The sequence below is a fragment of the Rhodopseudomonas sp. RCAM05734 genome, assembly GCF_052658035.1.
On the sequence record NZ_CP199742.1, the window covers coordinates 5268121 to 5284368 of the forward strand.

15 protein-coding genes are annotated in these 16248 nt (G+C 65.4%); 3 read left to right on the forward strand and 12 right to left on the reverse strand.

Translation table 11 applies throughout. From position 1 onward, the window contains the following. Nucleotides 1–40: 40 nt before the first annotated feature. The 9 genes from ACUXVA_RS24975 to ACUXVA_RS25015 all read right to left on the reverse strand — a co-directional run bounded on the left by ACUXVA_RS24975 (nucleotide 41) and on the right by ACUXVA_RS25015 (nucleotide 8957). Nucleotides 41–307, reverse strand: coding sequence for an EscU/YscU/HrcU family type III secretion system export apparatus switch protein (locus tag ACUXVA_RS24975; protein ID WP_265083178.1), 267 nt, complete (start codon nucleotides 305–307; stop codon nucleotides 41–43). Further along, nucleotides 304–2037: a flagellar hook-length control protein FliK gene (fliK, locus tag ACUXVA_RS24980; protein WP_445488814.1), complete on the reverse strand. Its 1734-nt coding sequence runs from the start codon at nucleotides 2035–2037 to the stop codon at nucleotides 304–306. The genes ACUXVA_RS24975 and fliK overlap by 4 nt, the downstream gene beginning before the upstream one ends. Nucleotides 2038–2091: 54 nt before the next feature. Next, the gene (locus ACUXVA_RS24985; RefSeq protein WP_265083176.1) at nucleotides 2092–2877 is read right to left on the reverse strand and encodes an ATP12 family chaperone protein; all 786 of its coding nucleotides are present in this window, start codon (nucleotides 2875–2877) and stop codon (nucleotides 2092–2094) included. 64 nt (nucleotides 2878–2941) lie between these two features. Next, a complete protein-coding gene (locus ACUXVA_RS24990; RefSeq protein WP_445488816.1) occupies nucleotides 2942–3265 on the reverse strand; it encodes a hypothetical protein in 324 nt (107 codons plus the stop codon). Nucleotides 3266–3302: 37 nt separating this feature from the next. Next, on the reverse strand, nucleotides 3303–3959 hold the full coding sequence (gene bluB / locus ACUXVA_RS24995) for a 5,6-dimethylbenzimidazole synthase (protein WP_445488818.1): 657 nt from the start codon (nucleotides 3957–3959) through the stop codon (nucleotides 3303–3305). 202 nt (nucleotides 3960–4161) lie between these two features. Further along, nucleotides 4162–5478 carry an RluA family pseudouridine synthase gene (locus ACUXVA_RS25000; protein WP_445493351.1) on the reverse strand — a complete coding sequence of 439 codons (1317 nt, stop codon included), beginning with the start codon at nucleotides 5476–5478 and terminating at the stop codon, nucleotides 4162–4164. Between the two features lie 1274 nt (nucleotides 5479–6752). Then, nucleotides 6753–7370: a hypothetical protein gene (locus ACUXVA_RS25005; RefSeq protein WP_445488820.1), complete on the reverse strand. Its 618-nt coding sequence runs from the start codon at nucleotides 7368–7370 to the stop codon at nucleotides 6753–6755. A 293-nt stretch (nucleotides 7371–7663) separates the two neighbouring features. Further along, nucleotides 7664–8080 carry an NAD(+)--rifampin ADP-ribosyltransferase gene (gene arr, locus ACUXVA_RS25010; protein WP_445488822.1) on the reverse strand — a complete coding sequence of 139 codons (417 nt, stop codon included), beginning with the start codon at nucleotides 8078–8080 and terminating at the stop codon, nucleotides 7664–7666. A gap of 475 nt (nucleotides 8081–8555) precedes the next feature. Further along, a complete protein-coding gene (locus tag ACUXVA_RS25015; protein WP_265083658.1) occupies nucleotides 8556–8957 on the reverse strand; it encodes a RidA family protein in 402 nt (133 codons plus the stop codon). 176 nt (nucleotides 8958–9133) lie between these two features. On the opposite strand from ACUXVA_RS25015, the gene ACUXVA_RS25020 reads away from it, so the two are divergent. Together ACUXVA_RS25020 and ACUXVA_RS25025 are read left to right on the forward strand one after the other, a co-directional pair. Then, on the forward strand, nucleotides 9134–9703 hold the full coding sequence (locus tag ACUXVA_RS25020) for a TetR/AcrR family transcriptional regulator (protein WP_445488824.1): 570 nt from the start codon (nucleotides 9134–9136) through the stop codon (nucleotides 9701–9703). 137 nt (nucleotides 9704–9840) lie between these two features. Continuing rightward, nucleotides 9841–10317: a cupin domain-containing protein gene (locus ACUXVA_RS25025; protein ID WP_265083172.1), complete on the forward strand. Its 477-nt coding sequence runs from the start codon at nucleotides 9841–9843 to the stop codon at nucleotides 10315–10317. A gap of 141 nt (nucleotides 10318–10458) precedes the next feature. On the opposite strand, the gene ACUXVA_RS25030 is transcribed toward ACUXVA_RS25025, so the two are convergent. From ACUXVA_RS25030 to ACUXVA_RS25040, 3 genes are all read right to left on the reverse strand, one after another. After that, nucleotides 10459–11079: a hypothetical protein gene (locus ACUXVA_RS25030; protein WP_265083171.1), complete on the reverse strand. Its 621-nt coding sequence runs from the start codon at nucleotides 11077–11079 to the stop codon at nucleotides 10459–10461. 272 nt (nucleotides 11080–11351) lie between these two features. Next, nucleotides 11352–12686 (reverse strand): replication-associated recombination protein A, encoded by a 1335-nt coding sequence (locus tag ACUXVA_RS25035; protein WP_265083170.1) that lies wholly within the window; start codon nucleotides 12684–12686, stop codon nucleotides 11352–11354. Between the two features lie 184 nt (nucleotides 12687–12870). Further along, complete coding sequence (locus ACUXVA_RS25040) at nucleotides 12871–14280, reverse strand: DegQ family serine endoprotease (RefSeq protein WP_445488827.1); 1410 nt, start codon at nucleotides 14278–14280, stop codon at nucleotides 12871–12873. 314 nt (nucleotides 14281–14594) lie between these two features. On the opposite strand from ACUXVA_RS25040, the gene ACUXVA_RS25045 reads away from it, so the two are divergent. Further along, nucleotides 14595–16184 (forward strand): OprO/OprP family phosphate-selective porin, encoded by a 1590-nt coding sequence (locus ACUXVA_RS25045; protein ID WP_445488829.1) that lies wholly within the window; start codon nucleotides 14595–14597, stop codon nucleotides 16182–16184. Nucleotides 16185–16248 lie beyond the last annotated feature (64 nt).

Here is a 16248-nt window from a genome sequence, read left to right on the forward strand (position 1 = left end):
TCGTGGTAAAACGATGACGGCGCCCAGAAGTAGCCAAAGACTAGCGCAGGCCGCGCGACAGCTTGAGCACGAAGATCAGCACCTCGGCCACTGCCTTGTAGAGCTCGGCCGGAATTTCGTCGCCGATCTCCACGTTGGACAGCGCGCCGGCCAGCATTTCGTTTTCCTCGATGGGGATGTCGTGGGCGCGGGCGACCTCGACGATCTTGGCGCCGATGGCGCCCCTGCCCTTGGCGACGACCCGCGGCGCGCCGGTCTTGTCGTAGTGCAGCGCCACCGCAATCTGGTTCTTGGTCTGCACGGTCATAGCGCGCGGTCCAGGAAATGTCCGGCGGAAGCCGGCGCCGGCTGCGACGGCGGCGCGCCATCGCGGATCACGATATCGCCGGGATGCAGTTCGGCGCGAACCAGTGCCTGATTGAGCTGGCTGGCGCCATCGCGAAGCTGCTGCGCTGTCGCCGGCCGCTCTGCCCACATGCGCACCGAGGTCTTGTCGCCCTGCAGCGAGACCAGCGCATGCACCGGCCCGGCCGGCTCGACGTCGAGCGAAAACCGCGCCCGCCACACCTGCTGCGCCGCCTCGGTCGGATTGTCATTGCCGCCATCGCGCGAGATCTCGAACTGCGCGATCGCCGTGCCCTGCGGCATGGCGAAGGGAATTTCGAAGCTCCAGCGCGGCGAGGCCGGATCGATCCGCATCGACGATGCATCGCCGCGGTCCGGCAAGGAGGCGACCTGCATCAGCGTCTGCCGCGCGAGGGCGGCGTCGGTGTCGGCGAGCAGATGGCGAAGCGTGGTCTCGGGCGGCGCGTTGGCGACGATGGTCGCCGGCATCACCGGCTGCGCCGTAGGCAGCGCGCCGCGCAATGGCGGCGGCGGAATGTTGGTGTGCACGGTCGCGCTGTCGTCGACCTTCTGGGTTCGCATGCCCGTCACCGCCGGCAGCAAGGACAGCATCAGGCTGTCGCTGAGCCCCGCTTTTCCGGCGCTGGCCGCAAAGGCCGGATTGGCCTGCACGGCTTCCTGCAGCAGCGTCAGCGCGGCGCTGCCGGCCGCGGCACGCGCCGCGGACTCGGCCGGCGTCGGCGGTGTGAGGATGACCTGAACCGGCGCAGTATGACCGGCCACCTCGGCCGGAATCTCCGCAGCGGCGTTTGGTGCCGGCGACGCAGCTGTTTGCGCGGCGGGCAACGACGTCGCGATGGGCGCATCCGCCGTCTGCATAGCCAACAGAAAGGCCGTCTGCCCGTTCAGCACGACATCGGCCGCAACGCCCTGCGGGACGGCTGCAGCTATTCCCTGAGCGCCCTGCTGCATCGGCGCTGTTGCGGGCGCCGTCGCCATGTTGCCCAGCGTCGCGGTGAGGACCTGACGCAGCACAATCAGCGATGCCTTGAGATCCGGCGTGCTGGCCGACGGTGCTGCACCTGAGGCCAAGGAGGCTTCCAGGAACAGGCCAGATTTTTCGAACGCTTGCTGCACGGCAGCGCCGGTGAGGTTGGGATCGAGGTTGGGGCGCTGCGCCAGCAGCCGCGCCATGGCCTGCTGCAATTGCGGCGGCAGGTTCTGCAGCCCGCCGGCGGCGCCGAGATTGGCGAACAGCGGCGCCAGACTGGCCTGCTGGGTGGCAGCGATCTGCGTCGCGGTGGTGACCGCAAGCGCCTCCTGCGGGGTGAGCGGGCTTTTCACCAGAAGGATGGACGGAGCCTGCGCCGCAATGCTGTGCGCCGCGTCGGGCGCCAGCGTGACGACATCGCCCGATGCCGCGTTGGCGGGAGCGGGCAAGGCCTGCTGGTTGACCACGGCCAGCCTGATACCGTCAGACGTCTGCGACACCGCCAGTTGCAGGCTCTGGCCGGCCTGCAGCGGGACCTGCGTCTGCACGTCCAGGGATTGGCCGCCGATCGAGATCCGCGCCTGATCGGCGCCGAGCACCTGCAGCACCCGGGCGGTAATCACGCTGCCGGGCTGCATGACCACATTGGACACGCCGGGAATGGCGATGACCGGCGAGACGGGATTGACGACAAGCGACATGGGCTGCACCGGCTGATGGCCGACAAAGCCTAGCGCAACGGCGTAAACCTCTCGTTAACCCGGATTGGGCGCCAGCGCCCGCAAAACGCTTGCGGCGGCCTCGAAGTCGACCTTCTTGGCGGCGCGGCGGGCGGCGACTTCCTCGTCGATGCCCCACTGCTCGATGTTCCAGTCCTCGTCCACATGGGCCGCGGCCCAGACCTGATCGGCATCGAGCCGGCCGCGCAGCAGCGCCACTGCCAGCAGCGCCGAGCCGGTCACGGTCGTCACCAGATGCAGCGCCGCGACGCGCCACGGATCGGACGGCAACACCGCGCGCACCGCCGCAACGGCCGCATCGGGCTGGCGGACGTGGATGATGCCTTCGGCGAGGATGAAATGCGCGCCAAGCTCTTCGGCGGCCCAGAACAGCACCGGATCCCACGCCCTGGCCTCGCGCGCGACCAGCGCCTCGGGATGACCGGCGCGATAGAACAACAGGTCGGTGCCGACATATTTCGCGATGTCGTCGGCCACTGCAGCGACGTTGTCGCCGACCGCATCGATGACGCTGTTGGCGAGCCGCGTCAGCGGCATGGTCATCGGATTGATGAACTCCTGCTGCGCGTCCCATTCGGCGGCGATGGCCGCGGCGATGTCGCGGTTCGGCGCCGCCAGCGGTTGTCGCGACGGCGTGCGCACTGTCCTGCCATCGAGGGTGATAGCAAAACCCTCCGGCGTCTCATCGAAGCCGGCCTTGACGTGAAAACGCTTGCGCTGCGGCCCGCGCGTCGACTTGCGCACCGCCTCTTCCGGATCGAGCCCCGCCTGGCCATAGACCTCGTCGAACAGTTCACGCATCGATCAATTCAATCCCGGTTGAGCGGCTGAGTTTAGCTGAAGCATCGGTGCAGGCAAAGACGGCCTACCGGTTGGCGCAGGACCGCGAATAGGCGGCGCGTTCGTTGGGTCCAAGTCCGGCGGCAGCGCCATCCTGCAGGCAGCCGGTGACGCGATCGCCGAACGATCCGCGCGACTCGATCCCCGCTTTCGGACTGGCCGGCGTGGAATCCAGTTGCGGAACCACCGGCACGGTGATGGCGGGCGGCGGCGGTGGGGCCGGCGGCGGCGGCGCCAGCATTCCGCCGCCGGGCGGCAGGATCTGCGCCGAGGCAGCGCCGCCGGCAGCGAGCGTCACGGCGATGATAGCAGTCAGAATGAGGGAGGCGCGTTTTACCATCGCTTTCATGTCGTGCCGCCGTCGCGCGCGCTCAAGGGGCGCCGCCTCAACGCCGGACAATGTGATCGCCCGGCGGCTGGCGTCGTTCCCAGCCGACGCGCTCCAGTTCCGGACGATCGTCCTCGGCCCGGGGATAGCCAATGCAGAGATAGCCGATCAGCCGCCAGTCGCGGGGGACGCCCAAGGCGAGCGCGACAACGGCGGGATCGAGGATCGAGACCCAGCCGACGCCGATGCCCTCGGCGCGCGCCGCCAGCCACAATGTCGAGATCGCCGCGACCACGGAATAGTCGGCCATCTCCGGCATGGTGCGGCGGCCGAGACCATGGCCGACCTCGGTTGCGCGTTCGCAGAACACCGCGAGATGGCACGGCGCCTCGCGCAGCCCGGCGAGCTTGAGGCTGGCGTAGCGCGACGCCCGCTCGTCGCTGCAGGCGCCCAGCGCTTCGGCATTGCAGGTCGTGAAATTGTCGAGCACCGCCTGGCGACGCGCGGGATCGTCGACGATGACGAAACGCCAGGGCTGGCTGAGGCCGACCGACGGCGCCAGACAGGCGATCCCGATCAGGCGCTCGATCGTCCCATCGGGCAAAGCATCGGTGCGAAAATGCCGGATATCGCGACGCCAGCCGAACAGGTCATGCAGGCGCGTGCGAAAGGCGTCGTCGAACTCCGGCGCGGCGTGCGGGGGCATCGGATTCATGTCGCTGCCATCGTTCGCCGGACGCGGTGCACTGCGCCGCTTATTAGCGGCGTGGTGCGCCGCAGATCCGGGGCCCAGCTTTGCCAAGGAAGAAACCGGGATCCCGGATCTGCGGAGCGGCACTTCGTGCCGCACCGCGTCCGGGACACGATACCGAGTTCTACTCAATTCGAACGGATCAAGCTCCGACATCGTCACCGTTTTACTCTTCCGGCGCGTTCTCGATCGGATCGAAGCGATCGGCTTCGAGGCCGAGCAGATTCCACGACTGCAGCATGTGCGGCGGCAACGGTGCGGTGGCGTCGATGGTGCCGCCGCGCGGATGCGGCACCACGATGCGCCGCGCCAGCAGATGCAGCTTCTTCTGGATGCCGCCGGGCAGCCGCCAGTTTTCCTTGTTGAAGTATTTGGGGTCGCCGATAATGGCGTGGTCGATATGCGCCATGTGCGCGCGCAGCCGATGGGTCCGCCCGGTCACCGGCTTCAGCGACACCCAGGCCAGTTTTTGCGCGGACGTTTCGACCACCGCGTAGTACGTCACCGCGTGGCTGGCGCCCTCGTCGCCATGCTGGGCGACGCGCATGATGGTGTCTTCCTCGTTCTCTTCCTTGGCGAGATAGGTCGAGATGCGGCCCTGCTTCGGCTTCGGCACGCCGGCCACCAGCGCCCAGTAGATTTTTCGCGCCGAGCGCTCGCGGAACGAGCCGGTCAGCTTGGTGGCGGCAAAGCGCGTCTTGGCGATCAGGAGACAGCCGGCGGTGTCCTTGTCGAGGCGATGCACCAGGCGCGGCTTCTGGCCCTTGGCGTCGCGCATCACTTCCAGCATGCCGTCGACATGACGCACGGTGCCGGAGCCGCCCTGCACGGCGAGGCCGGCGGGTTTGTTCAGCACCATCACGTCGGCGTCCTCGAAGATGATCATCTCCTTCAGCGCGGCCAGCGTTTTTTGCGCGGCTTCGGAGAGTTCGCCGCCGCCGACTTTTGGCGTGTCGAGCTTGAGCGGCGGGATGCGGACGGTCTGCCCCTCCTCCAGCCGGTCCTTGCTGTCGGCACGCTTGCCGTTCACGCGCAGCTCGCCTTTGCGGACGATGCGCTGGATGTGGGAAAACGACAGGCCTTCGAAGCGCGCTTCGAGGAAGCGATCGACGCGCATGCCGGCCTCGTCGGCCGTGACGACAGCCATCTCCACCGCGGTCGGCAGCGGCGCCTTGGGCACCACCACCTTGGGCTCCGGCACGAAGGTCTCGGGATCGTAGGGCGGACGCTCGCGCTTCGGCTCGCGCTCGCGCGGCACGCGCGCCGGCGGACGGCCGCCGCGCGACGGCGGGCGGTCATTGCCGAACCGCTCGGTGCGCTGCGGACGCTCGGTACGTTCCGGACGCGCGGTTCGCGCCGGACGCTCGCTGCGGGCGCCACGGTCCGGGCTCTCGAAGCGGGCATCGCGCGGCTCGCGTGGCGCGCCTTCGCCCCATTCGGAGCGCTCGAGCGCGGCATCGATGCGGTTGCGCGACGGACGCACGGCGCCCGGGCGCTCGCCGAAGCTGCGATCAGATTTGGCGCGCTCCGGGCGCTCGGGACGGCCTTGCGTGCGTTCGCGCGGCGGACGCGCCGCCTGCGACCTGTCGCCAAAGCTGCGTTCGGGACGTTCGGATCGCTCGCTGCGCTGCGGACGCTCGGAGCGTTCGAACCGCGCCGGCCGCTCACCACGTTCCGGGCGCTCGGCCCGCTCCGGGCGTTCGCCGTCGCGGGCGCGCGGCGGCCGGGCGCTCATCGGACGATCGCTGCTGATGCGCCCGGCCTTGCCGAACGACGGCCGCTTGCCTTCGGGGCGCTCCGCGCCGCGGTCGCCCTTGGGGCGCGAGGTCTTGGAGCCCGTGGTGGTCCCCGCCGTCTTCGGACGCCCGCCCTTGCCGCGCGCGCCGGCAGGGCCGCGGGATTTGGCGAGGGGTTTCTTGTCGCGACGGCTCATGATGGGGCTCCGGGAGGTTGGCTTTGCGTAGCGCATAAGCGCTCAGGGGTCACGGTTTAATCGCCTGTCACGGGCAAATCGGCGCGTTCCCGCGGCTCGACGAGCCCGGGTTTTGCTGGGAGTCCGCCCCTCCGGACATGAGGGGTGGCGGCGCGCCTTGAGGCGCGATGGGTGGGTTGGTCACGATCCCTGCTGCGCCGTCTCGACGACGAAGCGGTGATCGCGTCGCCTCTCGGCGCGCCACCGCGGCGATTTTGGGCTCCAGGGCCGTGCTTCCGGGCCAGCACGTGGCTTGCGCCACTCCGGCGGGCTTTCCCCCGCCTTTCTCTGTCCGCGTCCAGCCACTCAAGGCAGACCCCCGCAGTAGGGTCGGACGGCCACCCAGGGCCTCCCGAGTGCGCGGGGATACGTCCTCCCCCCGCCCGCAGGCGCCGCCTCCCGCCCCACTCCAGACGCCTCATGAAGCGCCCCTCGTGGACGGGACGGATATGGATTATAGTCTTATGGGAATTTTGTCAATACTTGTTGAACAATTTGCGGCCACATGGCTGAGAAAACGTGAAGCTCGCATTTTCCCAAAAGCACTCTGTTTCGCACGACCACCAGCTTGCAATACTTGAGCTGAGCGGATGTCTAGTCTGCCCAAACCATTGCTTCCGTTGCAATACCAATCGATCGCAGAATTTGAGGATTGGTCCTGGAAAGGGCTCGCGCAAACTTTCTAGAGAACCAAACCCATTTCGACAAAGCATTTGTATTGTCGCCTTGCTTAAGATTATCGACGTTACTCTTTAACATCTGGACTATTTCGTCATACCACTCCTTTACACGAACTGAGTGGTCCTCGCCCGGCGCCGCCGCGGATCCCAGCAGGTGAAATATGTAGTCAAGACATGCGACACCATCTTCACCACGACTAATAAGCGAGACTCCCCTGGGTGACGATCGAGCGATCGAGACAGAGACGGAGATAGAACAACACGTGGATATATAGCGACCCGTGACTCAAGCTCATAGGCCTCGACCATTGCTGATCCAAAAACGACACCGTTAGAATGGTACAGTGGACCTTTGGAAACTCCGCCGCGAATGAGGAAACCAATGCTAAGTGCGGCGGCAGCAATTCTGGCAATTCTCAGATTTATGTCGAACAAAACAAGCCCTAGCGTCGTCTGCTCATCCTGACCAAGATCGATACGGCTCATCGGATAGCTAGCAACAATATGATCCGAAAATGTACTAATTGTTGGACGCAATCGAATTGCGCTCATGTTCGCGCCTGGTGGATCAGAATCGTTGGAAAATTCGCCTCTCATTGTTGAGATTGCGCGAAGGAGAAGCAGAAGCTTTAGTTGAATCGACTCGTCCAACTGGACGCTGGCACTACTGAATCCGAGAAAGTCGACGAATACGGTTACCTGATCTTCAAAGATCGCTTCCAAACTAATCTTCCCTATGATTGTGACAGCATTCACAGACGGCATACACCGTACCGCTCGTATACAATATTTCCACCCACTCAATCGAGCCTTCTTAGAAGCGGGAAATAGCGAGCACGGTTCGCCGGCTCTAATTTAGAGCAGACAACCAGCATAAATCTAAATTTACTTATACTTTTCGATTTGAATCGACCAGCAAGCGTAGGGTGGGTTAGGCCCCCTTGCGCCGTAACCCACCATCGTGAGCCGCGATCCGGAATCGGCGGGTTACGCCCTCGGCTAACCCGCCCTACTCGCTAGTCGATAATGTGGGCGGTACCATCCGCTTTCATCCGGGCGAGCCCGTCCTTCATCTGTCGCAACCGTTCGACGGTGTGTCCTTGCCAATTTGTCACCTCGGCAATAATCCGTAGAGGATCACGGGAACGATAGGACAGCGTTGGATTTCCCGGAAACTTCTTATCGGTCAGGTTGGGGTCATCCTCGATCGTTCCGGTGGGCTCCACTACATAAATGCGTTGCGGCGATTGGCCAGCGGCAAGCTCGGCGCCCCAGATCGCCGCGTCCAGCGTGCTCGCAAAATAAACCCAGGATAATGGTTTGGCATCGGTGAAATTTGACTTGTGGCCGGCGACGATCAGGTCACCGGCTTGCAGATCGGCACGCGTCCCGTGGAAAAACGATTGAGCGAACATGCTGGCGAGAGCTGACATGGGCCAGAATCCTTTTCAAACGAATCAAGGATCAACTCAATGGCACGGGAGCCCCAACTTGACGCAAGTCCCACCTCACGTTAGACAACAATAGTGGAAAGACGCCGATTTCCCCTTCTCCAAAATGATTTGAAATAGCGCCGGATCGGCGACTGCCTGCCGGCAGAGCCAAGCGTATTGTAGTAACACTACACTACACAATATGCGGTCCGGAAATATTGGGTTACGCGCTGAGCGCTAACCCGCCCAACTCGCTCTGCACGGACTTCACCGGGACCCCGGCTCTGCGAAGCAACACTGCGTGTTGCATCGCAGAGCCGGGGCACGATCCAGCGTGGCAAGCAAGCGTAGGATGGGTAGAGCCACCGGGTCGCGCGAAGCGCGCCCGATGATAAACTCCGCGAAACCCATCGCTCCCGTGCCGGTGGTTGATGGGTTTCGCGAAGACGCTTGACCCATCCTGCGCGCCCTCGCCCTACGCCGGCTGCTGCGGAATGCGCGCGATGACCTTGATCTCGAAATCGAAGCCCGCCAGCCAGTTGACGCCGACCGCGGTCCAGTTCGTATACGGCGGTTCGCCGAACGCGCGCTGCCTGACGGCGTTGACCGCATCGAACTGCGTGGCCGGATCGGTGTGGAAGCTGGTCACGTCCACAATATCGTCGAACGTGCAGCCCGCCGCCTTGAGCACCGCCGCCAGGTTGTCGAAGGCGAGCTGGACCTGCCGGTCGAAGACCGGCTCGGGCGAGCCATCCGCGCGGCTGCCGACCTGGCCCGAGACGAACAGCAGATCGCCGGAGCGAATGGCTGCCGAATAGCGGTTGATGTCGTAGAGGGCCTGCCGGCCCGGCGGAAAAACGGCGTCGCGCTTGGTCATCAGTGAAGTCCTTTCAATCGCGGGCGGCATCGGTTTGATCACGCCCCCCGCAGTAACGGATTTTCATATACGCTCCGTATGTGAGCAGGTTGTACACATACGGCGCGTATGTCAATATCCGCAGGCGCGGAACTTTGGAGTGCGCAGAAGCAATGCTGGCGACACGGCGGACGGATATGATGCAGGTGACCCGGGCCAAGCTCATTGCAGCGGCCCGGCAAGCCTTCGCGACCAGGGGCTATGCGGCGGCCTCGATGGACGACCTCACCGCGCAGGCCGGCCTGACGCGCGGGGCGCTCTATCACCATTTCGGCGACAAGAAGGGCCTGCTGCAGGCGGTCATCGCGCAGATCGATGCGGAGATGCTGGCGCGCGCCCATGCAGCACGGCTGCCCGCAAAGACGCCGTGGCTCGGATTTCTCAACGAGTGCGTCGCCTATATCGAGATGGCGTTGGAGCCGGAGATCCAGCGCATCGTGCTGCTCGACGGCCCCGCCGTGCTCGGCGATCCCTCGCAATGGCCGAGCCAGACCGCCTGCCTGCGCGCCACCACGCAGACCATCCAGGCGCTGATCGATGACGGCACGGTCAAGCCCGTCGATGCCGAAGCGGCTGCGCGGCTGATCAACGGCGCGGCGTTGAATGCCGCGCTATGGATCGCCGCGGCCGACGATCCCCACGCGGTGTTTGCCAAAGCTGTCGCAGCGTTCCGCCATCTGGCGGCCGGTCTGCTGAGGCAAGCGTGAGATTTTGCAGCAACGCGAAGCCCGCATGAGCGTAGCGACAACCGCCGCGCAAATTGGAACCGTTACCCCACCCATTACTTGGTGAGGCGCCAAGGGATGCGCGACGTCACGTCGCAGCAGGCATGAGGATACGGGTCATGAGCCATACCGCCGCCAGGATTTCAGATATCGGGCCGAAGCCGCAATCGTTCGACATTGAAAGCGCAACCAAGGCCAATACGGACTATCGATCCGTCGCATGGAGCGGGCGCTACTTGCAAGTGACACTCATGTCGATCCCGCCAGGCGGCGACATCGGCCTCGAAGCCCATCCGGAGACCGACCAGTTCATCCGCCTCGACGCGGGCCGCGGCCGCGTGCAGATGGGAGCCGCGAAGGACAAACTCTCCTTTGAAAAGGATGTCACGGACGGCTGGTGCGTGCTGGTGCCGGCCGGCACATGGCACAACGTCACCAACACCGGGACGACGCCCATGCAGGTCTACACGGTCTACGCGCCCACCCACCACGCGGCCGACAAGGTGCAGGCGACGGCGGCGGTGGCCAAGGCCGACAAGAAGGATGAACCGCCGGCATGGTCGGTGCAGCCCAAGCACGGGGTGGACAAGCATTGAGCAAGCGTGGGGTGGGTCAGGCGCCCTTGCGCCGTAACCCACCATCGTGAGCCGAGATCCGGAGTCGGCGGGTTACGCCTTCGGCTAACCCGCCCCACTCGCTACTCGCCCGCCGCGCTCATGCGGGCTACTTGCGACTAGCTAGCGTCGCACGCCGGAGAACGGCGACAGCGCGGGCAGCAGCGGCGAATTGATATCGCTGTCGCCCGATCCCTGCTGGGTGACGCTGGCCTCGAACGACAGGGTGACATTGGCTGTCGGCTGGAACGCGACGCCGGCGCGGGCGCGGTAGCCGGCGTTGATGCTGGCATCGCTCGAGAACGGCGCTAGCGGACTGCCGATGCCCGGCCGGTAGTTCAACTTGTCGAAGCCGACATAGACGCTGGACGGCAGATCGCCGGCGCCCTTGAAGGCGTAGCCCGACAGCGCGCTCTGATAGGAGAGCCCGCCGAAATCGGAGGCAGCGCCGTTCAACCCGAGACCGTTGAGACCGATATTGCCACTCTGGCTGCCGGCAAACATGCCGGTGCGAAAATTGTCGCGCCAGTCCGACGAGGCATCCTGCGCGACATAGCGGGCATCGAAACCCGGAAAGTTGCGATAGGTGCCGGCGCCGCCGGCATCGGTCCAGCCGCCGCCAAAACCAAACAGCCCGTTGGGCAGCCAGTATTGCACCGGCGCGACCTGGGCATGCGCCGGCGCGGCCGGGCATAGCGCGGCAAGGACGACGGCAAGCGTGCAGCAACGTGTGACAATCGACATCGGGCACCCGTGAAAACGCTTCGCGATCATACGCCCGGGAGGCCGCCAAGGCCAGCGAGCGCGCGACGGGAACCGCGACGCCTGGTCGCATTCCAGGGCGCGAGCCCGTGGGCGAGCGGACCCGGAATGACAGACGCGAACCTCGAAGAACATCGTAGGGTGGGTTAGCGCGCATCCACCTTCGCCCTGAGGGCTTCGGCGGACGAGCGCGCGTAACCCACCGTTTTTCGGATCGCAATGGCGGGTTACGGCGCAAGAGCGCCTAACCCACCCTACTCGTCCGCGTTCTTCGCTGCGCGCAGCCTTGCCCAGTAGTCGAGCCGCTTGCGGATCTCGCGCTCGAAGCCGCGGTCGGGCGGGTCGTAGAATTGCTGGCGGCCCATCGCTTCCGGGAAGTAGTCCTGGCCGGAGAAGGCTTCCGGCGTGTCGTGGTCGTATTGATAGCCGCCGCCATAGCCTTCGGACTTCATCAGTTGAGTCGGCGAATTCAGGATGTGTTTCGGCGGCAGCAGCGAGCCGCCCTGTTTCGCAGCAGCCGTCGCCGCCTTGTAGGCCATGTAGACCGCGTTGGATTTCGGCGCGGTGGCGATGTAGACGACGGCCTGCGCAATCGCCAGCTCGCCTTCGGGATGACCGAGAAAATCATAGGCGTCCTTGGCGGCGTTGCAGATCACCAGCGCCTGCGGATCGGCGAGGCCGATGTCCTCGACCGCCATGCGCACCACGCGACGCGCCAGGAATAGGGGATCCTCGCCGGCATCGAGCATGCGGCAGAGATAGTATAGTGCGGCGTCGGGATCAGAGCCGCGCACGGATTTATGCAGCGCCGAGATCAGGTTGTAGTGGCCGTCGGCGGACTTGTCGTAGATCGGCGCGCGGCGTTGCAGGATATCCTGCAACTGCACGGCGTCGAAGGTCTCGCCTTTTCGCGCGGCGCGCCAGACTTCCTCGGCCAGCGTCAGCGCGGCGCGGCCGTCGCCGTCGGCCATGCGCACCAGCACGGCGCGGGCTTCGGCGTCGAGCGGCAGCTTCCGGCCTTCGATGGCTTCGGCGTGGGCGTAGAGCTTTTCGATCGCCGCCGAGTCGAGCGACTGGAACACCAGCACGCGCGCGCGCGACAAAAGCGCCGCGTTGAGCTCGAAGGACGGGTTCTCAGTGGTGGCGCCGACCAGCACCACGGTGCCGTCTTCCATGACAGGCAGAAACGAATCCTGCTGGGCCCGGTTGAAGCGATGCACCTCGTCGACGAACAGCAGCGTGCCCTTGCCCATCTCGCGGCGGGCGCGCGCGGCCTCGAACACCTTCTTGAGATCGGCGACGCCGGAGAACACCGCGGAGATCTGCTCGAAATGCAGTTCGGTGGCATCGGCCAGCAGGCGTGCGACAGTGGTCTTGCCGGTGCCGGGCGGGCCCCAGAACACCAGCGAGCCCAGCGTGCGGGTCTCCAGCATGCGCGTCAGCGCGCCGTCGGGGCCGAGGATGTGATCCTGGCCGACGACATCCGCCAGCACCCGCGGCCGCAGCCGCTCCGGCAGCGGACGCGGCGCGTCATGCTCGAGGCCGGCGGCGGCGAACAGATTCGTGGACTGGGGATGTTTCGGGCTCATCAGCGCTGACCAACCTTGTCCCGGACGCTGCGCAGCGCGCGGGATCGCGCATCGCGCGGGCCAGCGTGGTGCGCTGCAGATCCGGGACCGTCAGAATCGACAGCGTTCGGTACGGTCCCGGATCTGCGGAGCAGCGTGAAGAACGCTGCACCGCGTCCGGGACACGAAAGATTTGCGTGCAATCTCATCCGCCGAGCGTGACGTTGAGCTGCTGGCCGCCGCGGACCAGCACGATGCGCCAGATCCGGCTGGGCTCGCGTACCGCCTTCTGCAGGTCGCTGGTCTTGGCGATCTTCTGGTTGTTGACTGCGAGGATGATGTCTCCCTTCTGGAAGCCGACGCTGGCCGCGGTGGCGTCATCGGCGAGCTCGGTCACCACCACGCCTTCGATGCTGGAATCCAGCCGCAGCTCGTCGGCGAGCGCCGGCGAGCTGTTGGCGACCTTCGCGCCCTGGAACGGCGAGCGGCCGGAGATGACGACCTCATCACGGCCGGTGTCCGGCGCAGTTTCCAGGGGAACCGTCAGCGTCACCGGCTTGCCGTTGCGCTGGACCTCGAGCTGCGCGGTGCCGCCGAGCGGGCGCGTGGCGAAGCGGTAATCGAAGGCATTGATGTCCTCGATCTTCTGGCCGTCCACCGCGACAACGAGATCGGAGAGCTTCAGCCCTGCCCGCGCCGCCGGACTGCCCGGCGTGACGCTGGCGACCAGCGCGCCGCTCGGCGCCTTGAGCCCGAGCGTTTCGGCAATCTCGGGGGTCACCGATTGCAGCCGCGCGCCGAGCCACGGCCGCTTCACGGCCTTGCCGCCGCTCTTGGCGGAAGCAACCACGACGCGCACCATGTTGGCGGGAATGGCGAAGCCGATGCCCTGCGAGCCGCCGGAGCGCGAGAAGATCGCGGTGTTGATGCCGACCAGCTTGCCGGTCATGTCGACCAGCGCGCCGCCGGAATTGCCGGGATTGATCGCGGCATCGGTCTGGATGAAGAACTGATAGTCGGTGATCCCGACCTGGGTGCGCGCCAGCGCCGAGACGATACCGTGGGTCACGGTCTGTCCGACGCCGAACGGATTGCCGATCGCCAGCACGACGTCGCCGACCAGCAAGTCGTCGGAGTTGGCGAAGTCCAGCGTCGGGAACTTTTCCTTGCCGTCCTTGATGCGCAGCACCGCAAGATCGGTGCGGCTGTCCTTGAGCACGATCTCGGCCTCGAATTCGCGCTTGTCGGCCAGCGAGATCTTGACCTGGTCGGCGCCCTCGATGACGTGGTTGTTGGTGACCACCAGACCGGACGAATCGACCATCACGCCGGAGCCCAGCGAGCGCTGCATCTGCTCGGGCTGCGGGCCGCCGCCGCCGAAAAAGCGGCGAAACAGCGGATCTTCCATCAGCGGATTGCGCACCTGCACGGTCTTGGCGGCGTAGACATTGACCACAGCCGGCTGCACCCGCTGCACGATCGGCGCATAGGACAGCCGGATCTCGTTCGGCGAGACGGGAACGCGGCGGTCCTGCGCCAAGGCACCGCCGGTCGCGGCAGACAGCAGGGTGGCACAAAGGGTCAATGTCGCAGCAGCGCGAAGATTGGGGAACATCAGGGCCTCTCAGGGAAATTACCGGCAATATAGGCCGTTCGCCGGCGCAATAGAAGGGTGCGTTGCCGGTAATCCCGGCCCACCGATCGGTTCGACCGGCGACCCCGCAGACCGGATCCGGGCGCCGCGAATGGCTTCAATGCGCGCATCACATGACGACCGTCATCTGTTTGTCAAAACAGTCTCGATGGGGCTCCGGAAAGACACAGTCGGCCACAAAAGACGGCGCTGCGATGCCGAACTTCAAAAAGGTGACTTCCCTTGAATCGCGATTGGCGCAACCAATTGGCCATCGCATCATCAGGGGTGATCTCATGAAAATCACGAGGAAGGCGGCCGCCGCTGCGGCTGGAGTTCTGGGCGTTCTCGCAGCATGTCCGGCGCGCGCCGAAACCGCCGGCGCCGACACGGAGATCGCGCTGCTGAAGCAGCAGCTCAAGCTGATGGAACAGAAGCTCGACAAGTTGCAGAAGCAGACGACGGCCAACACGGCGGCCGCCGCGCATGCCAACGCCAAGGCCACGACCGCCGAAGCAAAGGCCGACGTCAAGGTCAGCGTCGCCAATGCCAATGCGGCCTACACCAAGGGGCCGATCGCACCGCCGTCCGGCGTTGTCGTCACCATGCCGAACAATCGCCCGACGATCTGCAGCGCCGATCAGCAGAACTGCGTCGCCATCACCAGCCGCCTGCATTTCGACGCCGGCGGCTACGACTATCATCCGAATTCAGCAGCGACCTCGCCGCAACGGCTGGACAACGGCATCAACACCCGACGTGCCCGCATCGGCCTTGTCGGAAAATTCTTCGGCGACTGGAACTACTCTCTGGTCTATGACTTCGGCGGCAGCTCGGACGGCTTCGGCGGTGCGGCGGCAGGCTCGCTGCCGGGCGGCGGCGTCTCCGGCGTCGAGAACGCCTATCTCAGCTATACCGGCTTCAAACCCTTCGGCGGCAAACTCGCCATCGAAGGCGGTATCATGGATGTGCCATACACCCTCGACGAGGCCACCAGTTCCAACGATATCCTGTTCATGGAACGCGCTTCCGCGGGGATCATCGCCACCAACATCGCCGCCGGCGATTTCCGCTCGGCGTTCGGCGCCCGCTGGTACAATGATTCATTCTGGATCGGCGCCTACGCGACCGGACCATCCTCGGGCGCCATCCATTCGGCGTCGAGCGTGACGCCGAACGGCGCTACCGAGCAGTTCGGCACCGTCGTACGCGCCGCCGGCCTGGTACTCAGCGGCAAGGACTACTCGTTCCATCTTGGCGGCGACGCACAGTTCCTGATCGAGCCTTCGCACAATCTGGTCACCGGAGCGAAGACGCTCACGCTGAGCGATCGGCCCGAGCTTCGTCTCGACCCGACCTCGCTGGTTTCGACCGGAGCGATCGCAGGGGTTTCCGGCGCACAAGTCTATAGCGCTGAAGCGGCGGGCACCTACGGGTCGCTGTATTTCCAGGGCGAGTACTTCTGGTACAACATCGACCGCACCGCTTTTGCGGCGCTGCCGAGCCTGAAATTCGACGGCGGCTATGTCCAGGCGAGCTACGTGCTGACCGGTGAAAGCCACGCCTACAACGCGGCCACGGCCTCCTATAGCGGCATCAAGCCGGCAAACCCGTTCTCGGCGACCGGCGGCGGCTGGGGCGCCTGGGAAATCGCCGGACGCGTGAGCACCGTCAACCTCAACGACCAACTCGCGACCGCCAACGGCATCGCCGGCGGACGACAGACGGTCTACACCGCCGCGCTCAACTGGTACGTCAACGGCAACATCCGCTTCATGTTCGACTACCTGCATGGCGATGTCGCCAGGCAGATCAGCGCGGTCAATGCCGGCGATGCCGGGTCGAAGCTCGACGCCTTCGCGATGCGGACCCAGGTCGCGTTCTGATACGCCGCCTGAGACAAAGACGGGGGCAGCGCGGGCTGCCCCCGGGCACCGGATTGCTTGCAAT